A 24,686-nucleotide genomic window follows, 5' to 3' on the forward strand; every position below is an offset into this window, starting at 1 on the left:
ATTTAATCCTCGGGGCTAATGAACTCACCCCGCTCCAGGGCGCGAATAAAATCCAGTTTACGAAGCAGTACTTGCATCCCAGGCACATCCAATCGCTCAGTATTATGAGAGTTATAATCCTCGGTATGAGAAATCTTAGCTTCTCCCTGCTCTACAAACTTTCCATAATTAAGGTCACGAAGATCTGGGGGTACCCGGAAATAGTCCCCCAAGTCTTCAGCACATGCCATCTCTTCGCGGCTAAGCAGAGCTTCAAACAGCTTTTCACCGTGGCGAGTACCAATTACATTAATCAGATGATCAGGTTCACCCAACAGATCTATCAATGCCCTAGCAAGTGTCTCTATTGTGGCGGCTGGGGCCTTCTGTACAAATAGATCACCATTGTTACCATGCTGAAAGGCATATAGAACTAAATCCACAGCGTCAGCCAAGGTCATCATAAAGCGGGTCATATTTGGATCAGTAATAGTAAGCGCGTCACCTCTCCTTATTTGGTCAACAAACAACGGAATCACAGATCCACGAGATGCCATTACGTTGCCATAGCGTGTGCCGCAGATGACCGTCTTACTAGGGTCAACATTGCGCGACTTGGCGACCATAACCTTCTCCATCATCGCTTTGGAAATTCCCATAGCATTAATAGGGTAAACCGCTTTATCAGTACTCAGGCAAACAACCCGTTTTACTTCGTTTTGTATCGCAGCCTCAAGAACATTTTCAGTGCCAATAACATTGGTTTTAACTGCTTCCATGGGGTGAAACTCGCAGGAAGGCACCTGCTTAAGTGCGGCCGCATGGAATATAAAATCTACGCCACGGGTTGCATTAAGAACACTGTTGTAATCACGTACATCACCAATATAAAACTTAAACTTGGCATTGGAATACCGCTTGCGAAGATCATCTTGTTTTTTTTCGTCACGGCTAAAAATGCGAATTTCTTGTATATCACTATCAAGAAAACCCTGGAGGACTGCATGCCCAAAAGAGCCAGTACCACCAGTAATCAATAAAGTAGAGCCATCAAAATTCATAATTTTTCCTGCAGCGGTGAACAATAACTACCATGAATAACACCGCGGTCTAAAGCTAAAGCATGTGAAGTTCTGTCCAAAGGACTAGGAAAGCGGTCTTTAATCTTGCGAGCGGGAACACCTGCATATATACAATACGGTTCAACGTCATGTGTAACAACAGAATTCGCAGCGATAATAGCCCCCTCACCAATTGAGATACCTGCCATGATAGTTGTCCGGGCACCAATCCACACATCTGAAGCAATTGTTGTAGAATCAAGAACAGGCCGCCCTGAGAAAATCATTGGAGTACCAGGAACATCGTAACGGTGATCGCTACCTGTAATGAATACCTCTGGTCCGAACATCACGTACCTACCGACACTAACCCGTGGGCATATTCGGCAGCCACGACCCATAAATCCATTTTCACCAGCGGAAAAGTCTTTTGATATAACGCAGCCACGAGAAATTAAAAAGTTTGACTTAACATATCGAAGCCGATGAACTTTAACCATTAGTAAGCAACGCAGGGCGCGCATTTGTGGATAAAAAGAATCTAATCTTAATATGCGTGATATGTTCCTAAACATGAGCTAACCTTTAAAGCCATAAATATTATAATATTCGTGCTTCAATGAAGACCAAGAGAACTCTCTGCTATTAGATGCAATCTGATTGTGATCAATACCAGAGCCTTCTTTAGCATTTAAGAAAAAATCTATGCAAGATACTAATTCTTGTTGTGTATCAAACAATAAACCACGACCATTAGACACCCGGTGATCGAGGCCCGATATAGAATTATACAAGACGATAGGAGTACCACAGCCTGTAGCTTCAAGAGTTGTGATAGATATAGAGCCAGGAAAAACCGCTAAATCTAAGCCTGCATAAAAATCAGAAAGCTCGGATGGTGCTGAAATAAAACTAGTTAAGTGAATGTTATTACGACCAGTAGACTTCACATAATCAAGTAAAGATTGCTGATACTGTGACAGTCTATCCAAATTAAGGCCAGCAATTTTAATATCAAGGACTGATTCATCAAAACACAAAGAGGCATCAACAAGCCTTTCAAGTTTTTTAGCTTCGTTAATCTTCCCAGCAAACCCCAAAACAAAGGCTTTTTTACCCCTTGAAGGGTTAGAATTACAGAAAATACGCTCATCATACCCTAATGGAATAATAGTTAAATTACGCATTACCCCAGAGCCATAACGACGTACAATCTCATTAAAAGAAGAATCATCAGGGACTATTATCTTATATTTACCCCTAATAAATATTTTAAAAAAAACCGCAAAAAAACCGTAGTAAAATCGAGCCTTTAAGCCTTTTTTTCGTTCATTAGGGTCACTATGATCATTAAAAACAATCTTCCCTTTATAATTAGAAAAAAATAGCGCCAAAAGCACAACGACAGTAATGAAGTTACTAATACCAAAAAAATGGACTACGTCAGGCTTAAAAAGCCTGACCTTAGAAATCACCCCAAAAAAATCATAAGGAAAAGGTTTACCAAAGACAAAAAATGACTTAAGAAAAGAAACATTATAAGTCGAGTTTTTGTCTGACTCACTAGAAAAGGCTGAGTAATTAGGCGGCGTATAGTCGGGGCAAATAAAATGCGTATATACATTATCCTCAAGCATCTTATCGGCTAGATATTGATCATGGTATTTGATACCGTCAACCCAAAACGGCCAAACTTTAAGGATTCGATACTCACTGTTTACACTACTCATATCATCAATACATACGTTCAATATTATTCAAAACACCAACAACTTCTTTGAAATCAAGACCTAAAACATCCAAATACCAACGAATGTTCTGGTAACGTGGTTTATTTTCTTCTTTAACCAAAGACAAAGCCTGATCTCGAGAAATCTGCCCTTCACGAATCTGATTACTGCGAAATGTATCATGCTCTGTGAAGCCAGCAACAAGATAGTAAATGTAATTATAAAACGCAGCAGTACCATCACCGATTCTCCAAGTGGTTTGGGTATCTACAGCAGTTTCCCAATCATAGGTATTGATCAAAGTATCATCGATAACGCCCTCATCCCAACGCCAGTAATCGAACAAATGGTAGTAGTCACTTTTATGAGTAAAACTTCTATAATATTCTCCTGACAGCGTATCCCACAAAGAACTATTAAAATACCCAGGACTGTCCAACATAGCCTTAAAGCGCAACTTTTGATATCGCAACTGTTTTGCACGCCCACTCATATAAACATTTTTTTCTTCGAAATCTGGTGGTATTCCGAGGAAACCCGCCTTAAAGTGAGTAACTTCCAAGGGGTTGATTCCCCAGAGGTTTAAATTAATACCTGTTTGCTTTTTAACACTTTCTACATACCTAAAAAAATGCTTATCACCGGCAGTCAAAATGCTTATCATACCTAAATGCGGTGAGCGCAACCAAGCCTTAAGATTTCTTGCAATATTTTTGCGCTTCTTTGAAATGTCGGCAGCCACAATGATATTTTCAACACCAAGTTGCGAGCACATCCTACTGATATTTCTCCTACCCAGATCAGTCACCATCCCCCAATCATATGTATAAGTAATAGGCTTCATATCAAGTTCTTCCACAATAAGATGAAGTCCATAGCAACTATCACGGCCACCAGAAAAAGGGACGATGCATTCAGCGCCAGAACGGCGACGATAAGGCTCAAGCAAACTCAGCAACTCTGCTTTAGGCTTAGGATTATTTCGAGGGACATAATTATTGCAATAATTACAAACGCCATCTTCATCAAAGTGGATGAAAGGCATTGTTTCGGGCAGGATACACTTAGTACATCTAATCAAGTCATGCTCAGGATAAAGCAAGGCCTTCTCTTCATGGGAGACATTAGCAAAGTCAGGAATTAGATTTTTTTTATTTAACTGCTCATCAACAACATTGATTTTAGCCGAAACTGGGATATCAAATATATGAAACCCACCATTAACCTGAATTATATTATTACAACCCAACTCTTCGAGAGAAACTGATTCTGATGCAAAAAACTTAAAATCATTCTTATCACCAATAAAAAGGCTTCCATTATTTGAAAAAAGGAGAGCCTTACCATGTTCTGGAATAATTAAAGCGCAAGATATAGTCCCTTTACACAGGCTTAAAATCTTGTCTGCAAGACTTTCAACATTCCCTCCATCAGAAAAATGCTCTAACGCAACACCAAGAATAACTTCAGAATCAATTGAAAAGTTTCTTTCTATTGATAACTCTTCCCATACCTCATCTGCATTAACAATAATTCCATTATGTATAACAGATATACCATCCCTTACAACTGGCTGGTTATCAGCCAGCCCATTGGTAATAAGACGGCTATGCCCCATTACAGTTGAGGCCTTAATAGGACCACGTTTTTTTAGAAGTCGATTGATATCAAAATCAGCTCGAAAGCACTTGTACCCTTCTGCAGAAGAGAAAATTAATCCGCTTGAATCTCTACCACGAATGCGAGCCCGGCTAGCTAATTTCTTTAAATCGTCATTTAAAACATCATGCTGACCGAAAATACCAAAAATCCCACACATGAAAACACCTAAAAAAATTATTAAGCCGATAAAAATAAAAACCTAAGAAAGCTTATGAGCCAATTCATTTGAAACAGAAATAGACGAAAAAGAATCAAAACAGCCATCATCCAATATTAAACTGCTAGGACTGTTAACAAAAAGATCTATACTTTTTGCCAGACTATCTGAGTCACCCTCTTCATAGTAAGAAGAAAAAGCTGAATATTCCACATACGGATCGGCAAACGAAGGCAACAACAGGTTTTTTTTCAGGAAAATCGCATCTCCAAAAGCCCCTGTCCCCTTATTAAGCCCGTAGCCCAATTCACTTTTCAGTGGAGATAACAAAAAATCACAAGAAGAGCCAATATCAAGAAAGTCATCATCAGAAATATAACCCGGCGCATACTGAACCGGACAATATTTTTCAATTTGATTGATGACATGCATAGCTTGGCCAGAGCACTCACCAAGTACCGCAAAACTGATTCTATTTACAACTTCAGGCTTAAGCAAACCAAGCGCATGAATTAGAGTATCATAATCACGCCTAAAAGAATCGATTGAACCTGTCAAACCAATTTTAATAGATGACCTAGAATCATAAGGAAAAGCAACATAATCAACGAAGTTAAAATCAGAGTAATATACATAAGCAACAAAGAGCTTTGAATCATCACACGACGCCATGTCCTTGAAATTCGACAAAAGCGTTTTACTTTCAAAGCATATCAAGCGTGCATCAAGAACTGATTTACGCCGCAAATAACCCAATAGATTTTGATAAACAGAACCAGAGGAGAAAAACTTATTATTATCCCTAATATGAACAATAACCTTATCACCGTAAAAAAACACCAGAATCAGGAAAGAAAGCACATAATAAAAGTCAATTCCACTTCGACCATATTGTGGAGCAGTTGCGATGTACAAATAATCATATTGCCGCCCCCTAAACAATGCGGACAAGAATATAAAATACATAGAAAGACATGAAACAAGCTTACACTCAGGAATGAAAGAAACTTTTGAAATGCCGCTCTTAGGGAGAAGAACTTCCACATCAAAAACTTTACTAAGCATTAAATACAGATGTGGCAATACCTTGTAATGGCCCCCAGACTCAACTAATAAGACATTAGGCTTGTTATTTTGCATTGTTAAAGTCACTAATAAACGATGAAATATCACTAAATTTATCTGAATTATCGATCACCCAGTTAACATCTTCATCCCACCAAGAGATTGAAAGTAATGAGTCGATGATGTCAGGGCTAAATCGATACTTTATAACTTTCGCTGGAACACCACCAACGATGGAGTAAGGTTCAACATTCTTTGTTACAACTGCACCTGCGCCCACAATAGCACCATGCCCTATTTTAACACCGTCCATAATAATGGAGGATGACCCAATCCATACGTCACTACCAATTTCAACGCAGATATCTTTTCCCGCATTAATAAAGATATGCTCTTCAAAGAGAAGCTCGTCTGTAAAGCTGACATGAGCCCTAGGAGAATAAAAAGAGGGATGCGTACTAACAAATTTCGAGGTAGGATGAACACCCAGACCAATACGAACATTGTCCCCTATTGAACAGTATTTGCCAATTATACTCCTACTAATAAATGAAGATTGTGCAACGTATGATAAATCATCAAGGTGAGATTTAAATACAACGGTATTTTCACCAATATAACAATGTTTACCCAATCCTGAACAAGAGACAACAGCACCACGTTCAATACGAGCACCGTATTTAACCTGATAAAATACTCTCTTTAGCAGCCTAGTTAACTTTATTGGAACAATACTTCTTAACATTTCATTGCCCAGGCAAAATATCATTTAACAAGCAACTTAGTTCATCAATAGATTGAGGATATAAAATTGATTTATTTGGTGAATTACTAGTCAAGTATGAATACAAAGTATCAATTCGATCATCACTAACATTACCTAAGGTGAATAACAGAGACAATGGTGTTGCTCCGAACTGCGTTGCTTCAAACAAAACCGCACTTCCATAAGATACCACTATCGAATCAGGCCCAATTACTATAGAGCCGGGGATGTCTTTGGGTATAACATCCAAGCCATCAAATGGAACGAGGGAGGGAGGCTGATAGCGCGGATGATATTTAACGGCTACTCTTCCCGAACCAAAAGCTGAACAAAACATAGATACAACTTTCTGATACACATTTACATATCTAATCTCATCCACCCCAATTTCCCCTCCGGCAAAAATAAGGACATCATAGTCATTCTCTAAACCAGACAAGACGCGTAACTTTTTGTGTAAAGGAGCATCAACTTTTGCACCTTGTAATTTTAGAACTGAAGCATTACATAAATCTAAAAATTTTTTACCAACAGCATTATAATAATTATAGCCATTCGAACATATATCAAGAGATGCAGGAAACAAAAGCGCTGAAAGCTTATTTTTCACATAAGATTTTATATTTAATGTATAAGCAGATTCGATCTTAGCAACTACTGGACTGTAATAAACACGACACTTACTAGAAAGCCTAAGTATAAGCCAGCTTTCAAAGTCACAATATCCAACATGAAAAAAGTAAACAGAAACTGGAGAGAGCTTTTCAATACAATCAAGAATCTCAGCTCGCTTTTTATAGAACTCCAGAGTATCTTTTAATAAAGATGTCCTTCTAGGAAAAGGACTATCAACAAGAAAACTGATATCCCTTCCTGGATATATATCCTCAAACAAATTTTTAATTTCAGCATCATTGACTATGACCTTAAGATCACAGTCCAGAGACTCTATAAGTGAAATTGTCTTAAGAATAGACAAATAACTATTACAGAAAATTAAAACCATAAAAGTTAACTATACCTTAACTTTTCCATTTGGCTGCACCACTTCTTATCAATTAATTCTATAATCTCTGGAGATAGAACATCCCGTCCTTCTCCTTTTTTCCCTGAACGGACAAACGAAATATCTTTGCGGGAATTCTTTACTGGCTTCCAGTTTAGTGACTGTTTTATTTCTAGATTTTTCATTCTTTCAAATGAACTCATAGAAACGATATGATCGATATCGCGCTCACAGGACGGCAAGTGAAGAAAATCATTGATTTGCTTCACACTTCCTTTAGTGTCGGAAAGCATATCTTCATAACGTAGAACGAGCACTCTTGAACTATCTAGCGATGAAACCGAGAGCCAGCTAGCTACATTTTCCCCCCAATCGCCAAAAGAGTCCACTTCACCATCAATAAAGCGTCTGGCAAATTGATCTAAAGTTTCATTAGACAACAGAGCACTCATCTTCATTAAATAGTAATAATAAGAGACAAGAACGTCACGAGGATCACGTACAATGTAAATTACTTTCTTATATCTAGGATCAAAATATTCATGACTTTTTAGATAGCGTGGACTATCCATTTTTGCTAACTGATTATTACTGGCTTGGTAAATATCAGGAACAAGAAAGTCAATATTTTTAAAGTCAACCTCTAAACCAGGCTCTGATATTATGTTTGCAATCAAAAACCTGGTCCAGGTATTACCTGATTTAGGATAAGAAACAATAAAAACATCATCTTTTCTAACAGAAACATTTCTACGCGCTGGAACTGTACCTAATACAGACTTAACAGCCCTTTTCAAACGAACAACTGTAGAACTCATCCCAAGTACCCTTTAACTATACTCAACAAGATTTACTTCTTTTCGCAAAGCCATATCCAAGACCAAATGTATACCATGCTAGCAAATTGATCATGAACACATTTGAAAAAAGGTACTCGGATGACGACATAAAGATAATGCTAGACAGCAAATAGCCAGCCACAATCGAGACCTTCAAATCCTTATTGGAATCACATAATACGCGCCATATATAGACCAAAATTGCTGAAAACAACCCAACCCCAACAATTCCTGTCCGGTAAAGAACTTCAATCAGTGTATTATGTGAACTCAAATTACGAGGCATAAGGGTCGACTCAAGCATAGAACTATTACAGTTAGAACATACACCAAGCCATACTGAATCACTTATATACCCAAACAACTCCCCCCAAATCACTTCACGGCCGGTATAAATTGGTTTATTAAAAGCAGATAGACTGTGTGTATTCAGAATATCAAGCACCAAGCTATCTGGAAAAGCAACATATACCCAAACTAGGAACACTGACATTACAACCAACAAAAAAACCAAAGACTTAGATAAAGCTGTAGGCAGATAGCTAAAACAGCAAAAAAACAAATAAAAAAATGCAGTACAGAAAAATGCAACCCTAGCTGTGACCAAAAAAAGAAACATACTACTTAAGAGCACCGCAGCAAATATCAAAATTCGGCCATACTTATCAAAAAAAGAAAAATACAAACATATCAATGGCAACAGAGTAAAAACAACAAAACCACTCCATAGATTGAAACCATTTATTGTTTCATTGATGTTATAAGAAACTTTTGCCATGAAGGCTGCTAGATAAAGCAAAGCCCCCATACCCATTATTAATGGGCGCCCGCCATTATAAGCATATTGAACAGAGCATATAAAAACAACAAGATAACAAATCTGCTCGAAAAAAATACTCAGATCATACCTAAAGTCAAGCCTTATCAACAAATAAACAACAAACAGCAGACTCAAGTAAAAAGGTGCATCTATCCTGACAAACTTAAAACCATCAATAGACAAGGCACAGTATATAAAAACAGAGAGAACTAATAAAACAAGCAAATAGCCTGCATAATCAGTAAAAGCAAAGCGACTCAAGCCATAAACAAAAAACAAACAGAGGGCAACAAAAGTTAGAGAAAGCAAATCACGTAACATGTTACCGTTTTTTATTTCATGAAACATCAATATTAGCCATTTCATATTTCATTGAAGACTCATTTCTCTGAAAACGCCCTCTCTACTAATCAATTCTCCATATGTGCCATCATCTACGATCCTTCCTTTATCAAAAACAAATATATTATCACATGATTTAAGCGTAGTAAGTCTATGAGCAACCATGATCACGGTCTTATTACTAGCAACTTTCAATATAGCCGTCATAACCTCAGCTTCAGAAATATTATCTAAAGCACTGGTTGCCTCGTCAAAAATTATTACAGATGAATCATTATACAGCGCCCTTGCGATTCCTATTCTTTGCTTCTGTCCACCACTTAACTGGGCACCATTTTCACCAACAATCGTATTTATGCCATTAGGAAGGTCATTGATTAGCTGCTTTAACCCGACAGAAGATGTAACTTCATCTAATAATTCATAGTTAATACTATTTTTGTCGCCAAATGCAATGTTTTCGGCAACAGAAACATCAGCCAGAAAAATATTTTGAGGAACGTAAGAAAGGTGCTTCTGCCAACACCGCTTATTATCCTCTACAACCTCATTATTACCAACATACAGCTTACCCTGATCAGGTGAAATAAGACCTAAAATAATATCAACAACAGTTGTTTTTCCAGAGCCAGAAGAACCACAGAAACCGACAATGGAACCACCTTTAATACTAAGATTAAGATTATTGATTGTTGATTTATTAGCACCAGGGTACTTGAATTCAACATTTCTAAGCCGGATATCCTGCCCAGGTTCTATCGAGACTTCGGGTGGATTCACGACCAGGGCACTTTCAAGAGTTATACCACCTTTAAGCTCACCCTCAATATTGTGTAGTGCAGATATATTCGACCTTACACTCGCAATATTAGAATAAATACCCTGAAAAGCTGGAAGTAATTTAAATGCTGCAACGGCATATAAAGCCAACGTAGGGAAGGCTTCAATAAACCCGCCCTCCTTTATCAACAAATATAGTGTTGCGCTCAATATACAACCAAAAACTAAAACTTCGAGTATATATCGTGGCGCCAATGAAAGAACTGAATTTTTAACATATACTTCAGCTAAATCAGTTGAAGCCTTATCAAATATTGATGAGTAGTAGTGTTCCTTATGCATCAACTTAAGTTCTTTAATACCACCGAAACCCTCATTCATAGCCGAATATCTAATCTTCGTTGCAGCAGTTATCACCTTACCATTTTTTTCAAGTGCCAGCTTTACGATTTGATAGATCACAGCATATGACAATGTAAAGGCACTAAAAGCAATGATTGCTAAATATATATCAATAATCATCAAGCCCAACACAATCAAAAAGACAGTTATCGCTCTTGAATTAATTTGCAACAAGGGATATATAACATGAAAAGTAACACGATTAGCTTCCTGTGCAATTTTACCCATCAGATCTGAGCTATTATTCACAACATGAAACAAATAGTCTCTGCTAAGATATGAGTCATAAAGATTTACAGAAATTTCTTTTCCTATAATCTGGCTATGCTTAGCCACTAACCAACCACCGACAATAGAAAATACATTACCGACAAACACCAAAAGCAAAACTATGACACCCAATACGATTAAAAAATTGTTTTGACTATCAACTTGTAATATACGCTTAATTTCATGCAACAGTGCGTTTGAATTTATCATTTCAGGGTTTGATACTACTGCCATATATGGCGCTACAGCAGCAAGGCCGAATAACTCCAGGGTCGCGGTTAGGAGCAACAGCAATTGCAACGCCCCTATCCTCAACTTCTGAGAATAATTCAATACACCAAGAACATCCTTGACATTAGCTAGCACGATAACACCGATTCAAATTAACCATATAAATCTTTTTTAATATCCCGAAATTTTGAAATAGTATTTATTATTTTCTATGTGCTCGTCTAGACTACAGCAACTTGAGTTTTCTTTGATAAAATCCTTTACCATTTGATATATCCCAGGTTTGAACAATTTATCGTCCTCATCTGCGATTGGCACTTCATTAACCGCAATTTCACCAATTTTCTGCACGCTCAGTTTTTCAAGTGGTCTAAAATAGATCCGATTCTTTTTAGTAAGAATTTCCAACGCCCAGCGCCCTGGAGCGGTCCAGTTAGCTTGATATGTAAACAGCGCCCCTCCTGTTGATATTCCAGCACCTGCAAAATTCGAAGCATTAGTGTGCCAAGGCAATTCTCCCGCTCCATTGTTAAAGCATTTTATCACGGCAGGTCGACCACCTAGGTGAAATGCCAGATCTGTGACATGTGTTGAATTAGCTAAAAACCAGCGGGACTTTACTTGTTCAGGTTTATTAAGCCCTGATATAACATGAGCCCACTCTGTAAATTCAAAATTAAATGAGCTAACACCACCATCTCTTTCTATAATTTTTTTTGCCGCCAAAACTGAACTATAAAACCTACGATTGTATGCAACAAAAACTTTCGCATTCTGTCTTTTCGTAGCACTAACCATCCGATCCAACTCAGATTCTGTAAGTGCTACAGGTTTCTCAACAAGTATTTTTTTAATATTATTTTCAATAAGAATAGATGTAGTACCGGCAAGTTCTTCAATTGGAGCTGTATTTATAGCCATTTCAAATGATGATACATCATTAGATTTAACAAACCTTTCTAGCCCCCCAATGTATGGTTGAAAACCAGTATCATCTTCGAACTTCTTTGCCGAACATTCACCGCGCCCCACGACCGTGAAATTAACACTCAGCGCAACCAGAACTTTCGCATATTCACGAGCCATATTACCCGCACCTATCAGTAATACCATCTCTACCTCACGTTATTGGCACAATTTTGCGAAATTGCTCATCATAATTTTCAAATATAGCACCGAGCTTATCTAGATATTCAGCATGCAGAACAACCGAATCTTCAAATGATATCAATTCACACGTTCCACCATCATATATTGACTTAACTAGTAAATCGGTAAGATTGCTTTGATAAGGAAGGTTAAACTCCTGTTTTGTATTTTCCACACCCTTTTTGTCTACCCAAATCATCTCCCCTAGTGTTTCATTAATTATCAGTTCTCTATCATCCATAATAAACTTTATTGACACACTTGGGCTTAAATTATCATCCTGCTTACAATCAAAATACAATTCATAAACACTACAATCACTTGATGCCCTACCACTTCCTATTAGTTCTTTATATCCTCCCCTCTTACTGTCTATAATCTTAAGATCATAAAAACCCAAGCTGTAATCATTAAAACACGTAAAATAATGCCACAAGTCAATGAAGTGAATTATATTACAAGCTAATCCCCAATTAACTCCGGTTACCTCGATCGATCTACAACCAGAAAGCTCATCATGTAATCCCTTATATAGTGAATACATCCTACGAGGACAATTCACCCAAGACTTTATCCCCTTAGTTTTAATCAACTGTTGAGCCTCATAAAGCTGCTCAGTTGATTGGAAAAGCACCTTCTCTAAAACTAAGTTTTTTACATCAACGTATTTAATTAGTATTTTTATAACCTCAAGCCTAACTGCTGCGCTTGTGGCTATAATAGCGACCTCGACCTTAATCCCTTCTAAGTCCTTCATAGTTTCAGATACATGTAAGTTCGCAGATTTTTCACCTGCTACCTCCGAATAACGCCCTATAGCCACTTTTATCGCTTGTTTACATGTATCTACAATATATATATTATGTCTATTATCTAGCTTTGAAAGGGCTTGCAGATGCCGGCTACCCAGCTGCCCGACACCAACAATCAAAATATTCATTTTTCAAACACTCTTATTGAATAATATTAGAAATAACTCTTATTTATTAAATTCCACTTACAGAGCGTTTACTGAGCAAGCACTCTGCGAAATCAAAGTCAAACTGAGTATCTATATCTACGGAATCATAATGAGACATAAGGTAAGCTTTTGATCCTTCAGTATAAATCCCTGTATCACTATATGCCAAATCTCGCTTAAACATATAGATAGCTCCATTTAGTCTATATGCGATCTTAAAATCTTGCGATCTCAAACCTTTATCATCACAAAAAAAACCTTTCATAGATTTGTCGAATGGAAGATAATTATAATATTCAAGTGGATGCTCTGCTTCACAGACAGATATAACACTATCCACATTATCTAGATCATATATTTTCTTAGCTCGACATATATCTTCCGCACTTCTCAATGGAGATGTAGGCTGTAATATAGTTACTGTTTCAATCTTGCTATTAATCCGAGCCTCTAGCCTATTAATTTCATAGCGAACAACATCGAAAGTACTACTTTCATCTGTCGCTAATTCTTCCGGCCGTAAATGATCACATATCACATCGTACGCACTAGCTACTTTCTGTATAGATGTACAATCTGTACTTACAATTATATGATCAAAGATATTGGAGGAAATTGCACTTTCTATTGTCCAGCACATTAATGGCTTACCAGCTATATCGCGTATGTTTTTTCTTTTTAATCGTTTGCTTCCTCCCCTTGCAGGGATAATAGCAATATTCATAAAGTCAACTCCAATATATCTTCCTGCGCTTTCCTGTAATCCGCCATTTGACCTATATCTAACCAATAATTATTACTTTTGTGCACACCTACATGAAAGCCAGATTCCATACGCCTTTCTATTAAATTTGGCATATCAACTTTTTCATTTGATTTTACAGATCGAACACAGAGAGCACTTAATACATATATACCGGTATTAATTAAATACCTGTAAACAGGCTTTTCTACCATCCTCAATAATTTATTTTGATCTGTTTCAACAACCCCGTATGCAACTTGATGCTCTACTTCTCTAACACATACAGTAGCATCGCATCCATTAGCGTCATGTTTTTTCAATACTGACACATAATCAATATCTGTTAACACGTCACCATTAACCATTATCAATGGCAATTCAGGCATATCTTTCGGGAGCAAACCTAATGCACCACCCGTTCCTAATGCTGAGCGTTCATGAACATATTTAATTGACACACCAAATTGACGCCCATCGCCAAAATGATTTCTTATCATTTCAGGTAAATAGTGGGTTGATATATAAAAGTTATGGAAGCCCTGACAAATAAAACGATTAATCTGATGTTCCAATAAAGGTTTATCACCGACTAATAACATTGGTTTGGGGCAGTTGTCTGTTAATGGTCTGAGTCTCTTACCAAACCCTCCAGCCATTATGAACACTGGATTATTTTTTAATACCGGCTCACTTACTGTATGATGCAGCGTCTCTACACCTACTACTTGTCTTTCCCGCATTAGAGGAATTGCCAAGATATCCAGTTGATTCATTTTTTTAACAAGGTATTCACGCGACGCATCTTCTGGTGCCGTAATTGGGCTTTTGTTCATCACTTTACATAATTGATCTTGCAATGTAATACCATTTAAAAGCCCGCGTCTAACATCTCCGTCTGTTACTATCCCTAAGAGATGGTCATTTGAGTCTGTCACTAAAACAAAGCGCAACGCTTCTTTTCCAAGTACTTCCAATGCCTCACGAATCGTGTCATCGGCATTTAGAAGTACTCGCCTCCATTGCTTAATCATTTAATTAGAATCCTGTTTGATCTAGCTGTACTCTTCACTTGTTATGGTTGAGCTCTAAGCCATATCCTTTTTAATGACCATACCGGCTCCAACTAAGCAATCTTGTGAGAGTTTAATATGTGGAAGAACTGTAGCACCAGCACCGATGAAGACATTACTTCCAGTTACAACTTCTCCGCAGAGTGTTGCATTTGGCGCAATATGATTATTTGGCCCTATAAAACAATCATGTTCTATGACTGCTGCGGTATTCACAATACTATCTTCGCCTACAGTCGTTCCTGTTTGTACAACTGCATTAGTTAGTATTTGGGCACCTTCCCCTATTTCAGCAAAGGGAGAAACATAGGCACTATCATCTATAACAGTTTCAAATCTAAAACCCAGGTTTCTGCCATATGTTGATATGCTAGCCCGCAATTTTGACCAAGGTGTAAAGCCAATTCCGTTAACTAATCTGACATCATCGCAAGAAAAGCTCGTCAACTCCTCATCATTCTTTATATGCCTTATACCATTGTATACAAGTCGTTCTGCTACGGATTGAGGGCATATTACAGCCATAATTTCCCGCTTCTGTCTGAGCAATATATCAATCAGAACCGATGCATGACCTCCACCTCCCATCACGATCAGCGGTTTGTTAGACAATGATCAAATCCCCAGCTTGAAAATTTCTTTTTGCAGTGGTTCCAATGATATCCCAGTACATGTAAGGAGAGATTCCATTTCCGGGTCTCATTATCGCTATATTTTCTTTAGTAAAAGACTCACCGCAATTGATTGGTGCCACTGCTACTAAACTTTTTCTCACTACCATCCTGTTCTGTAATTCTGAGACGCTAGGTAATTTCATCCTATTCCCCAAAGCCGTCTCCACTTCTCTAACGCCATGTATCATTGCCCTCAACTGCTCTGGGTTTAATGAAGCTTTGTGATCAGGACCTTCCATACCCCTGTCAAGGGTAAAATGCTTTTCGATTAACGTCGCTCCCTTAGCAACTGCTGCGATTGGTACGTTGATCCCTTCACTATGATCAGATAAACCTACTGGCAGATTAAAAGCCTGACGCAATGTGTTCATTGTATTCAGATTAATTTCGCTCAAAGGGGCAGGGTACTCAGTTGTACAGTGCAAAATGGTAACTTTTTGCCTTAGAGCCTCCCTTCCTTCCTCCGACAGGTATGCAAGCTCAAATGCCTCTTGTGACGGCTTGTCTTTTTCCTTACTAATATAACCATATGCAATCACCCCTAAAGCTGCTTCAATTTCTGATAACATCGACATACCAGTAGAAACTATTAAGTCACAGCCAGTTCTTGCATGCTCCAAAAGAAGTGGAGCATTGGTCAGTTCCCCCGAAGGTATTTTTAGGCGCTTTAAGCCAAGATCATTAGCTAAAAATCTTAAACTATCTGAATCAAAAGCGGTTGATAAAAATTCAATACCTAGTTCATTACATCTACTAAGCAGGCGGTGATGTGCTTCATACGATAGCTCAAGCCTGGATAGCATTGACAACTGAGACTCTTTTTTCTGTGTGTTCTCTATTTGATAAGCAGCCTGCTCGGCCTCAGGAGTCACCAGCTTCTCAGCCTTGAACGTTTGAAACTTTACAACATCAGCTCCAGCAAAACTGGCAGCCTCAACAAGCTTAAATGCTAAGCTCTCGTCACCATTATGATTAACTCCTGCTTCTGCTATTATCTCAACCTTCATATTATCTCCTTAATCAACATAAAGGCTTCAGCAGCGAAGCAATTGCTCTGAGCCCCGCGCAAGGTAGCCAAGGCTTCTATCACAGGCCGACTCCTCGGAAAAGGAAACGCTCCCATCTCAGAATCAAAGATATCTAAAATTCTTATTTTCTGTTCTATATAGGGCGTGATATCGACAAATATATTTGGCTTAAACCCTCCATCCTCTGGCTTCAAACCAAACTCTGTTTCAGAAATTGTTTCATACGCCAAGACCTTCTTTACAAAAGGGTAACGAAAGCTTTTAGAGGACGAAATGGATGCATCGAAAACAACCTGATGATCACTATGAGCATCATTTCGATATGGAACATAAATAATTTCGGGCTCGACACCAGAGACGACAGTACTAATTGCGCTAATTAAGTCCCCCAGCGGGATAGAGTCCAATGCTGCCGGAGGAAATTTAAGCTCGTGCACTGAACTAAATTCATAGCAGGAAGCCACATGCTGAATTTCTCGCTGACGCGTTGAAATGAGTTCATCATCATACCCCTCATCCTTTGTCATCCCGGTTATGAGCAACCAATGTATACTGTCACCCTCCTTAAGATGCCGGAGTAGTGTCCCACCGCAGCCCAAAGATTCATCATCTGCGTGCGGAGCGATAACCAGCACATTTCTCATAAAACATCTCCAACAGCCGGAACCTGACTTAACTCAAGGTCATGCATCCATAATGAACTATTCCCCCCGCACTTTATTAGAACAGAGTTTTTGGTAGCAGCAATGACTTTACCCGGCTCTATAGCCCGAATTCCATCACTTTCACCAACGCTCGTTTTCAAAAGTTTGTGATACTTACCGTTAAAGCTGTACTCCGCTCCTGGGTATGGAGGACAAAGGGCCCTTACCAAATTATGGATATCCACTGCAGGCATCCGCCAATCAATTAGTCCATCTTCTCGGGAGCGCTTTCTCCAGTATGTTGCCTTATTGTGATCCTGGGGTATAAATTGGGCGTCACCATGCGCCAACCTATGAGTAAAGTCTATGATTTGCTTATCACTTACTTCCATGATTTTATTGTACAAAGAAGCAGCGTTATCCTGTTTACCAATTTCAACAAAAGCCTGACTAAGAATCGGCCCAGAATCAGCACCTGAATCCATTTTAAAAAATGTCGAAGCTGTTTTATCAAGCCCCAAAGCAATTGCCCAAATAATAGGATGTCTCCCTCTGCCCAACGGTAGAGGGGCGGGATGAAACCCAATCGCCCCCATTGGGGCCAGTGTTAGCATTTTGTCATCCAATAACTGACTCCACCCGAAGCAGAAAATCACATCAGGATCATAACCGCTTAAGAAGGCTAAACTTTTTCCTTTAGCCTTTGAATCTTCATAATGGTACGGAATACCATTTTCGATACATAAAGGCGCTAAATCCACAAAGTCAGAATTAACAGCTGAGCGTGACTTTGTAACAACCGCAACCACTTCAATACTATCGTCAGTAAGCGAAAGCAACGCTTTCAGAGCTCTGTGACTTGATTGAACACAACCAATAAATCCAATTTTCATATTTTAGAATTCAGATCATAAAATTTCTTTTCAAGAATATTATTTAATGGATAAGATAAGAGTGCATTTACTATTTTATCTGATGCATCTCCATTCCCATAAGGATTTTCAGCCCGCTGAATTTTTTCACGAAATTCTGTGCTTAAAATCTTTTCCATTGCTTTTCGTATCGAATTAGCACTTTCCGAACAACTTACTACAGTTTCTCCGAAAATACGGCCTTTTTGCCTATCACCAATATTTAAGGTTGGTATACGAAAAGTTGGAGCCTCGATAAGCCCACTTGAAGAGTTCCCTATAACAGCAGTACAGTGTTTTAATGCACTCAGGTATCTAAGCTGCCCCAAAGACTCAACCAGTAATACCCTGTCTGGATTTGAGTCTCTATAGCGCTCTAAAATCTCTATTAAATGGCGACCATCCATATCAGCGTTAGGATAAGAAACAACCATCTGATGATCAGGATATTCATCCATTACAATTAAAAGGTTTTCTAATGCTTGTGAAGCCCCACCTTCAATTAAGGTAACAGGATGATAGGTGACTACGAAAAATGGTCTCCCAGGGGCCAAGCATAATTCGCTATCTAACTCATCCCGAGTCATTAACGGCAAGCGCACTATACTATCAATCCCTGGGGCACCGGTGTTAAACACGTTGCGCGGGTTCTCACCTAACTGAATTACTCTATCTCGATATTGTTCGGTCGATGTAAAATGCAAGTGAGACATCTTAGTTATTGAATGACGTACAGCCTCATCAATAAGACCTTCTGTCGTTTCACCCCCATGCAGGTGCGCAATTGGTACCCTGGCTACCATCGCCGCCTGCGCTACAGCCATTGCCTCAAAGCGATCTCCCAGAACAACCAATAGATCTGGCTCATTCCTTGCGAAGGCTTCTGCAGCGCTCATTAAGGCAAGCCCCATCGACTTAGCCACTCCAGCAGTCGAATCCGAAGATAGAAGAAATTCAAGCTTCTCCATGATAGGAAAGCCATCAGCTTCTATATGCGAAACCGTATATCCAAATTCATTGGAAAGATGCATTCCTCCGACCATTAACTGTAATTCTACGTTAGGGGCCTCGTTTAACGCCTTAATGATCCAATACATCAGACCATATTCAGCTCTCGTACCTGTAAAAACAGCAATTTTTTTCTTATTGTTAACCATACGATTTTCCCGAGCTATCTTTATTGGGAGGGGAGCTTGGAAGACTTACCACCCGGGACTCCAAGAATTCTGAGTTAATCAGATCACCACGAAAAGCATTAGAAAACATAGGCAGTCGGTGCATTAATTGCCAAATTGGTCTGGTCATGACACCTGCATGATTAGAAACCTTTAACAATTGATCCCTATGCTCTGTATCCGGGCATATAACAGCGTTCAACCAATAGTTGGACTTTGCGTACCCCGGCTCTGTTACAAACTCATACTCACTTCCTGCAAAAAAGTTCTTATATTCTTCAGCAAGTGCACGTTTCATAAGCAGGAAATCGCACAATGACTCCATTTGAGCACAGCCCAAAGCAGCATTCAGATTCGGCAACCGATAGTTGAAGCCCGGTTCATCGTGGAAAAATTCATATGGATGAGGAACCTTTGCCGTTGTTGTAATATGCTTTGCCTTTTCCCCATCCCTTTCTTTTCGACACAGCAGCATACCTCCACCTCCCGTAGTAATAATTTTATTACCATTAAAACTAAGAGCCGAAAAATCGCCAAATGTACCTGTATGCCTGCCCTTATAGAAGGAACCAAGACTTTCTGCCGCGTCTTCAACCAAGGCAAGTCCCCATTTGCTACAAACGTTCAGAAGCTCATCCAGTTCAACAGGGTGGCCAAAAGTATGCATTGGTATCACCGCCTTAATACGGCGCCCGGTTTGCTTGTGGAAACAGCCAGCGGAATCAATGCCGGCATTTTCACTTAAATATTCTTCAACAGCCTTTGGGCATAATCCAAGACTTTCACTGGAAACATCGCAAAAGATCGGCTCCGCCCCCATATGAATAAGAGCGTTACAAGTTGCAACAAAGGTAAGAGCCTGAGTAATCACTAGGTCATTATTTCTCACACCCGCCATATATAAAGCTGCGTGTAAAGCAGCTGTACCATTAACCGTTGCTACTGCCTTTGCTGTACCTGTAAAGTCTTCTATTTTCTTCTCAAACTGATCAACAAACGCCCCCACACTAGAAACAAATGTGCTCTCTATCGTTTCCTCTAGATATTTTTTTTCATTTCCCTTGAAAGACGGTGCGTGCAACGGGATAAAATCATTCGTCTGATATTGTTCCCTGATAAATTCAGAAAGAAAATCGAGGTTCATTTAGCATGTTCCTTACATCTTGCTATCAAGATACTTGCCGGTTTCTTTGTGCCCAAAATCAGGGATCATATAATGAAAGAGATCGACTAACTCCCGCTTATCCCAAACCAGCTCACGTTTCATTTTACTGATACGGTCTTCGAAGTCTGTTAGCTTATTTATGTCGAAATCAGCTTTATTCTTAATGATTCCCAAATTTTTGAAACGATCCATATCAAGCGTTTCATGATCAGTGAAAAACTCTTCGAAATCCTTCTCACCGGTCGTATCGCTACCTGTGAATAAGCAAGGCCATTTGCCCTGTTCAGGAAGCGTTTTGGCTAGTCCCCTGGCTTCATCTTCACTAGCACAAAGAAATGGCTGATAGCCCTTCTCATTCAGATACCTTATCGCTATATCGGCAAAGCTAATTAGGTGCAGCGCCTCATTGAGTTTAGGAAAAAAGATATCTCTATTTTCGCCAAAGATACACGACATCAAGCAGAGCTCCCCAGATTCTTGGGGTGTAACAAAATACCTCTGCACATCGTTCGGAGCGACGATAGGCTGCCCCTTGTCAATACGCTGATTAAATCCATGCAGAAGAGATCCATCAGAAAAAGCAACGTTAGCAAATCGAGCTGTCGAGATATCAATTTCTAAACTTCTTCGCATAAGGAACATTTCCATGATGCGCTTTGAAGCCCCCATCATGTTAACGGGATTCGCAGCTTTGTCTGTAGACACGCAAAAATACTTTTTAACACCTGCCTCAATAGCTTGCTTTAATGTTTTATCCGTATTAAACACGTTTACATCGACCATGCGCATCAGCGTATAGGGATCCTTTTCGCTTCGTACATGTTTTAACGCAGATAAATTGAGAATGTAGTCATATTGCCCATCAGCTTTGAAAAAGGCATCATACTCTGTGGAACCGATATCAAGGGCGAAGGTTTGAAAATCGCCGCTGATATAGCCAAAGGAACTTCGAATATCCCTGACAAGTTCGACCATATTGTTTTCGCTGATATCGACAACATGCAGCTTCTTGGGGTTTCGCTTGAATATCTCTTTTGTTACGGCTTGGCCAATCGAACCCGCGCCACCAAGCACCAAAAAACACCCACCTTCCACTTTCTTTTTGAGCAAATCACTTTGAAGCTCCAAATCTCTCTCAAAAAGAGGCATCTCACGGCCGATCAAAGACAAAATATTCAATTATTCCTCCAAGGCGAAACCATGACATTGGGGTAATCTTCACAGAGAGAATCCAAGCCACTCGAAAACAAAAAATATTGGCGCTTAAAATTAAGCATGTACAAAAACCAAACTCCCCAACAAACAAAATATCGCGAAAATAGAAAAAATCATAACTGCCCAAACTCGCCAGGACTTAGGAATCAAATCGTAAAGCCGCAGCAGAACTAACGGGGCTAACACTGCTATAACACTACTGATAAAAAGTCACAGGCTTCTTAAAGAGAGTCAAGCAGCGCACCTGCAACGAGTGCAATATTAGATTCTGTAAGATATGGATGCATCGGCAGGCTTAACACCTCCTCTGCCATAAGGTCGCCAACGGGGAGTACAACAGAAGAATCCAAAACAGCAGACTGCTTATTCAGCGGTATGGGATAATGCACAGCAGTCGGAACCCCTCCCTTTTTTAGCTTCTCCTGGACAGCTGCACGATTTTTAACACGAATTGTATATTGCGCCCAGGCTGAAATATTATGAGTTTCAACAAACGGTGTCGCTTTAATACCCTGATCAGTTAGTAATTCTTGGTACCTATTCGCAACTTGATTTCTCAGCTGCACCTCTTCAGGAAAGAGTTGCAACTTGGATATCAGTATCGCCGCCTGCAGGGTATCCAGACGACTGTTCACACCGATCCTTATATGGTGATAACGTCGATCCTGACCGTGTCGGGCAATTTGCCTGACTACTTTGGCCAGATCTTCATCATTGGTGAAAATTGCTCCGCCATCACCATAGCAACCCAATGGTTTGCTCGGAAAAAAGCTTGTGGTGGCTAACGTGCTCAAATTACATGACTTACGTCCTTTGTAAGAAGCACCAAAGCTTTGAGCTGCATCTTCAATAACCGGCAAACAGTACTTCTCGGCTATAGCATTGATTGCATCGAAATCTGCACATTGGCCATAAAGTGATACTGGAATAATCGCTTTAGTTTTAGATGTTATAGCGGCTTCAAGTTTAGTCGGATCCAGATTATAGGTCTTCGGATCAACATCAACATAGACAGGCTTAGCCCCCAACAACGCAACTGTTTCAGCAGTCGCGATGTAGGTAAAACCCGGGGTGATGACTTCATCTCCTGGCCCAATACCTAAAGCCATTTGCGCGATCTGCAGTGCATCCGTGCCATTTGCACAAGTTATGCAATATTTAGCCCCAGTAAATTCCATCAGCTTTTCTTCTAGCTCATGAACTTCCGGACCAAGTATATATTGCCCATGATTCAGGACCCGCTGAATTCCTGCATCAATTTCTGCTTTAATCCGAGCCTGCTGAGCGGCCAGGTCAATAAACGGTATCATTCTTCATCCTTAATGAGACGGGTTCCGTTAAGTACATACTTCTGCCCCGTTTGAGGGCAAAGCGTTTCTCCACTCCCCTCTAAAGGTAAATCCAGTTGTTCACCGAACTCGCTCATCCAGCCAATTTGCTTAGCAGGTACTCCCACAATCAATGCGTAATCTGGCACATCTTTATTAACTACGGCACCGGCTCCAACAAAGGCATACTTGCCCACTGTGCAGCCGCAAACGATCGTACAATTCGCCCCCAGTGTCGCGCCTTTTTTTACCAGCGTATCTCGGTATTCACTTTTTCTTTCGATTAATGAACGAGGATTGTAGACATTGGTAAAAACCATGCTCGGACCACAGAAGACCCCCTCTTCCAGATGAACATTGTCATAGACAGACACATTATTCTGGATTTTACAGTTATCTCCAATGGTAACTTTGTTGCCGATAAAGACATTCTGCCCAAGAGAAACGCTTTCACCTATTATCGCGCCCGCACAAACATGTACAAAGTGCCAGATTCTGGATCCGGCACCTATCTGTGCGCCATCATCAACAATAGCGCTTTCATGCACCTGGTAGTCCATTTAAATGAGTCTCTGTAAGAACGGATGCCCTTCCCCGGAAGCTGGGGTTTCTATTGGTGCTGATCTAATATAATCAACAGTTTCAACACAGTGTCGGGCGTCCTCAATACCATAGCCTCGTCCAGCAAGAATCTCCTGATAACTCACCGTGTGAAGGTCTGTAAAACCACCTGAGAACTCTATTTCTTCTCCGTCGCACGTAATCGAACGGTAGGTAGGCTGCTTGCCCACGACCGACTCAGGCAGGTCATTAGCGTCTATTGATAAGAACCAGGGAACACGGGCTTTTTCATATTCAAGATACCCAGAAGCTTTATAATCGTCAGCATAATGGAGGACATTCTTCTCTAATTTGCCGAAGACAAAATGCAACATATCAAAAAAATGAACCCCGATATTGGTCGCCACTCCAAATGACTTACGCGGATCGCCTTTCCAGCTTTCCATATACCATTTCCCGCGAGAGGTAATATAGGTGAGTTCTACCTCATGCTTTTCCTGGCGCGCTTCGGACGCAACTTTCTCTTTAAGCGCTAAAATCGCACCATGGTGCCTTAGCTGAAGTATGTTCCAAACACGCTTGCCCGTCTCTTTCTCCAGCTCAGCCAGCTCATCTAACAGGTCTGCAGTTGGTACAAGTGGCTTTTCACAAATCACATCGCAGCCCATTCTCAGGCCTGCTGCAATGTGAGGTTTGTGCAGATAGTTAGGAGAACAAACCGCAACATAATCTAGCGCTGTTTCAGGCTGACGTTTCAACGTATGAGCATAATCTGAGAAACGTTCAAACTCAGTGAAAAATTCACTTTGTGGTGAAATACTATCAATAATGCCAACTGAATCATTGGTATCATACCCACAGACCAACTGATTCCCCGTTTCTTTAATCGCTTTCATGTGGCGTGGGGCGATATAGCCTGCAGCACCTATTAACGCAATTTTTTTCATTTT

At 39.7% G+C, this 24,686-nt stretch carries 23 protein-coding genes and 1 pseudogene; all 24 read right to left on the reverse strand.

Annotated features, from left to right (window positions below; genetic code table 11):
- Positions 1–2: 2 nt before the first annotated feature.
- The 24 genes and pseudogenes from QUD59_RS04530 to QUD59_RS04645 all read right to left on the reverse strand — a co-directional run bounded on the left by QUD59_RS04530 (position 3) and on the right by QUD59_RS04645 (position 24,683).
- A complete protein-coding gene (locus tag QUD59_RS04530; protein WP_286239884.1) occupies positions 3–1,040 on the reverse strand; it encodes a polysaccharide biosynthesis protein in 1,038 nt (345 codons plus the stop codon).
- Positions 1,041–1,117: 77 nt separating this feature from the next.
- Positions 1,118–1,285: pseudogene (locus tag QUD59_RS19285) on the reverse strand (DapH/DapD/GlmU-related protein); the annotation flags it as partial.
- A 333-nt stretch (positions 1,286–1,618) separates the two neighbouring features.
- Complete coding sequence (locus tag QUD59_RS04540) at positions 1,619–2,770, reverse strand: glycosyltransferase family 4 protein (RefSeq protein ID WP_286239886.1); 1,152 nt, start codon at positions 2,768–2,770, stop codon at positions 1,619–1,621.
- Between the two features lie 4 nt (positions 2,771–2,774).
- Positions 2,775–4,589, reverse strand: a complete 1,815-nt coding sequence (locus QUD59_RS04545; protein ID WP_286239887.1) for a hypothetical protein — start codon at positions 4,587–4,589, stop codon at positions 2,775–2,777.
- A gap of 42 nt (positions 4,590–4,631) precedes the next feature.
- Positions 4,632–5,729, reverse strand: coding sequence for a glycosyltransferase family protein (locus QUD59_RS04550; protein ID WP_286239888.1), 1,098 nt, complete (start codon positions 5,727–5,729; stop codon positions 4,632–4,634).
- Positions 5,719–6,399 carry a CatB-related O-acetyltransferase gene (locus tag QUD59_RS04555; RefSeq protein ID WP_286239889.1) on the reverse strand — a complete coding sequence of 227 codons (681 nt, stop codon included), beginning with the start codon at positions 6,397–6,399 and terminating at the stop codon, positions 5,719–5,721. The genes QUD59_RS04550 and QUD59_RS04555 overlap by 11 nt, the downstream gene beginning before the upstream one ends.
- 1 nt (position 6,400) lies before the next feature.
- The gene (locus tag QUD59_RS04560) at positions 6,401–7,399 is read right to left on the reverse strand and encodes a hypothetical protein (RefSeq protein WP_286239890.1); all 999 of its coding nucleotides are present in this window, start codon (positions 7,397–7,399) and stop codon (positions 6,401–6,403) included.
- 32 nt (positions 7,400–7,431) lie between these two features.
- The gene (locus QUD59_RS04565; RefSeq protein WP_286239891.1) at positions 7,432–8,244 is read right to left on the reverse strand and encodes a sulfotransferase domain-containing protein; all 813 of its coding nucleotides are present in this window, start codon (positions 8,242–8,244) and stop codon (positions 7,432–7,434) included.
- Positions 8,245–8,266: 22 nt separating this feature from the next.
- Positions 8,267–9,433, reverse strand: a complete 1,167-nt coding sequence (locus QUD59_RS04570) for an O-antigen ligase family protein (RefSeq protein ID WP_286239893.1) — start codon at positions 9,431–9,433, stop codon at positions 8,267–8,269.
- A 21-nt stretch (positions 9,434–9,454) separates the two neighbouring features.
- Positions 9,455–11,245 carry an ABC transporter ATP-binding protein gene (locus QUD59_RS04575; RefSeq protein WP_286239894.1) on the reverse strand — a complete coding sequence of 597 codons (1,791 nt, stop codon included), beginning with the start codon at positions 11,243–11,245 and terminating at the stop codon, positions 9,455–9,457.
- 36 nt (positions 11,246–11,281) lie between these two features.
- Positions 11,282–12,223 (reverse strand): Gfo/Idh/MocA family protein, encoded by a 942-nt coding sequence (locus tag QUD59_RS04580; RefSeq protein ID WP_286239895.1) that lies wholly within the window; start codon positions 12,221–12,223, stop codon positions 11,282–11,284.
- A gap of 7 nt (positions 12,224–12,230) precedes the next feature.
- The gene (locus QUD59_RS04585; RefSeq protein ID WP_286239896.1) at positions 12,231–13,199 is read right to left on the reverse strand and encodes a Gfo/Idh/MocA family oxidoreductase; all 969 of its coding nucleotides are present in this window, start codon (positions 13,197–13,199) and stop codon (positions 12,231–12,233) included.
- 46 nt (positions 13,200–13,245) lie between these two features.
- Positions 13,246–13,944 carry an acylneuraminate cytidylyltransferase family protein gene (locus QUD59_RS04590; protein ID WP_286239897.1) on the reverse strand — a complete coding sequence of 233 codons (699 nt, stop codon included), beginning with the start codon at positions 13,942–13,944 and terminating at the stop codon, positions 13,246–13,248.
- On the reverse strand, positions 13,941–14,996 hold the full coding sequence (locus QUD59_RS04595) for a nucleotidyltransferase family protein (RefSeq protein ID WP_286239898.1): 1,056 nt from the start codon (positions 14,994–14,996) through the stop codon (positions 13,941–13,943). The genes QUD59_RS04590 and QUD59_RS04595 overlap by 4 nt, the downstream gene beginning before the upstream one ends.
- 54 nt (positions 14,997–15,050) lie before the next feature.
- A complete protein-coding gene (locus QUD59_RS04600; protein WP_286239899.1) occupies positions 15,051–15,647 on the reverse strand; it encodes an acetyltransferase in 597 nt (198 codons plus the stop codon).
- On the reverse strand, positions 15,640–16,716 hold the full coding sequence (neuB, locus tag QUD59_RS04605) for an N-acetylneuraminate synthase (RefSeq protein ID WP_286239900.1): 1,077 nt from the start codon (positions 16,714–16,716) through the stop codon (positions 15,640–15,642). The genes QUD59_RS04600 and neuB overlap by 8 nt, the downstream gene beginning before the upstream one ends.
- On the reverse strand, positions 16,713–17,381 hold the full coding sequence (locus tag QUD59_RS04610) for a PIG-L deacetylase family protein (RefSeq protein ID WP_286239901.1): 669 nt from the start codon (positions 17,379–17,381) through the stop codon (positions 16,713–16,715). The genes neuB and QUD59_RS04610 overlap by 4 nt, the downstream gene beginning before the upstream one ends.
- Positions 17,378–18,274: a methionyl-tRNA formyltransferase gene (locus tag QUD59_RS04615; RefSeq protein WP_286239902.1), complete on the reverse strand. Its 897-nt coding sequence runs from the start codon at positions 18,272–18,274 to the stop codon at positions 17,378–17,380. Before QUD59_RS04615 ends, QUD59_RS04610 begins: the two co-directional genes overlap by 4 nt.
- Positions 18,271–19,449, reverse strand: coding sequence for a UDP-N-acetylglucosamine 2-epimerase (gene neuC, locus QUD59_RS04620; RefSeq protein WP_286239904.1), 1,179 nt, complete (start codon positions 19,447–19,449; stop codon positions 18,271–18,273). Before neuC ends, QUD59_RS04615 begins: the two co-directional genes overlap by 4 nt.
- Positions 19,442–20,611, reverse strand: coding sequence for a LegC family aminotransferase (locus QUD59_RS04625; RefSeq protein WP_286239905.1), 1,170 nt, complete (start codon positions 20,609–20,611; stop codon positions 19,442–19,444). Before QUD59_RS04625 ends, neuC begins: the two co-directional genes overlap by 8 nt.
- Before the next feature lie 12 nt (positions 20,612–20,623).
- Positions 20,624–21,811 carry a UDP-N-acetylglucosamine 4,6-dehydratase gene (locus tag QUD59_RS04630; RefSeq protein WP_286239906.1) on the reverse strand — a complete coding sequence of 396 codons (1,188 nt, stop codon included), beginning with the start codon at positions 21,809–21,811 and terminating at the stop codon, positions 20,624–20,626.
- A 257-nt stretch (positions 21,812–22,068) separates the two neighbouring features.
- Positions 22,069–23,154 carry a DegT/DnrJ/EryC1/StrS family aminotransferase gene (locus QUD59_RS04635; protein ID WP_286240990.1) on the reverse strand — a complete coding sequence of 362 codons (1,086 nt, stop codon included), beginning with the start codon at positions 23,152–23,154 and terminating at the stop codon, positions 22,069–22,071.
- Positions 23,154–23,735, reverse strand: coding sequence for an acyltransferase (locus tag QUD59_RS04640; protein WP_286239907.1), 582 nt, complete (start codon positions 23,733–23,735; stop codon positions 23,154–23,156). Before QUD59_RS04640 ends, QUD59_RS04635 begins: the two co-directional genes overlap by 1 nt.
- Complete coding sequence (locus QUD59_RS04645) at positions 23,736–24,683, reverse strand: Gfo/Idh/MocA family oxidoreductase (protein WP_286239909.1); 948 nt, start codon at positions 24,681–24,683, stop codon at positions 23,736–23,738.
- Between the last annotated feature and the right edge of the window lie 3 nt (positions 24,684–24,686).

This window comes from Neptuniibacter halophilus, assembly GCF_030295765.1.
Lineage (GTDB): Bacteria > Pseudomonadota > Gammaproteobacteria > Pseudomonadales > Balneatricaceae > Neptuniibacter > Neptuniibacter halophilus.

Bases quoted from the DNA above. Each gene is read 5' to 3' on its own strand.
- QUD59_RS04530 (WP_286239884.1), bottom strand. From the start codon at position 1,040: ATGAATTTTGATGGCTCTACTTTATTGATTACTGGTGGTACTGGCTCT.
- QUD59_RS04540 (WP_286239886.1), bottom strand. From the start codon at position 2,770: ATGAGTAGTGTAAACAGTGAGTATCGAATCCTTAAAGTTTGGCCGTTT.
- QUD59_RS04545 (WP_286239887.1), bottom strand. From the start codon at position 4,589: ATGTGTGGGATTTTTGGTATTTTCGGTCAGCATGATGTTTTAAATGAC.
- QUD59_RS04550 (WP_286239888.1), bottom strand. From the start codon at position 5,729: ATGCAAAATAACAAGCCTAATGTCTTATTAGTTGAGTCTGGGGGCCAT.
- QUD59_RS04555 (WP_286239889.1), bottom strand. From the start codon at position 6,399: ATGTTAAGAAGTATTGTTCCAATAAAGTTAACTAGGCTGCTAAAGAGA.
- QUD59_RS04565 (WP_286239891.1), bottom strand. From the start codon at position 8,244: ATGAGTTCTACAGTTGTTCGTTTGAAAAGGGCTGTTAAGTCTGTATTA.
- QUD59_RS04570 (WP_286239893.1), bottom strand. From the start codon at position 9,433: ATGTTTCATGAAATAAAAAACGGTAACATGTTACGTGATTTGCTTTCT.
- QUD59_RS04580 (WP_286239895.1), bottom strand. From the start codon at position 12,223: ATGGTATTACTGATAGGTGCGGGTAATATGGCTCGTGAATATGCGAAA.
- QUD59_RS04585 (WP_286239896.1), bottom strand. From the start codon at position 13,199: ATGAATATTTTGATTGTTGGTGTCGGGCAGCTGGGTAGCCGGCATCTG.
- QUD59_RS04590 (WP_286239897.1), bottom strand. From the start codon at position 13,944: ATGAATATTGCTATTATCCCTGCAAGGGGAGGAAGCAAACGATTAAAA.
- QUD59_RS04595 (WP_286239898.1), bottom strand. From the start codon at position 14,996: ATGATTAAGCAATGGAGGCGAGTACTTCTAAATGCCGATGACACGATT.
- neuB (WP_286239900.1), bottom strand. From the start codon at position 16,716: ATGAAGGTTGAGATAATAGCAGAAGCAGGAGTTAATCATAATGGTGAC.
- QUD59_RS04610 (WP_286239901.1), bottom strand. From the start codon at position 17,381: ATGAGAAATGTGCTGGTTATCGCTCCGCACGCAGATGATGAATCTTTG.
- QUD59_RS04615 (WP_286239902.1), bottom strand. From the start codon at position 18,274: ATGAAAATTGGATTTATTGGTTGTGTTCAATCAAGTCACAGAGCTCTG.
- neuC (WP_286239904.1), bottom strand. From the start codon at position 19,449: ATGGTTAACAATAAGAAAAAAATTGCTGTTTTTACAGGTACGAGAGCT.
- QUD59_RS04625 (WP_286239905.1), bottom strand. From the start codon at position 20,611: ATGAACCTCGATTTTCTTTCTGAATTTATCAGGGAACAATATCAGACG.
- QUD59_RS04640 (WP_286239907.1), bottom strand. From the start codon at position 23,735: ATGGACTACCAGGTGCATGAAAGCGCTATTGTTGATGATGGCGCACAG.
- QUD59_RS04645 (WP_286239909.1), bottom strand. From the start codon at position 24,683: ATGAAAAAAATTGCGTTAATAGGTGCTGCAGGCTATATCGCCCCACGC.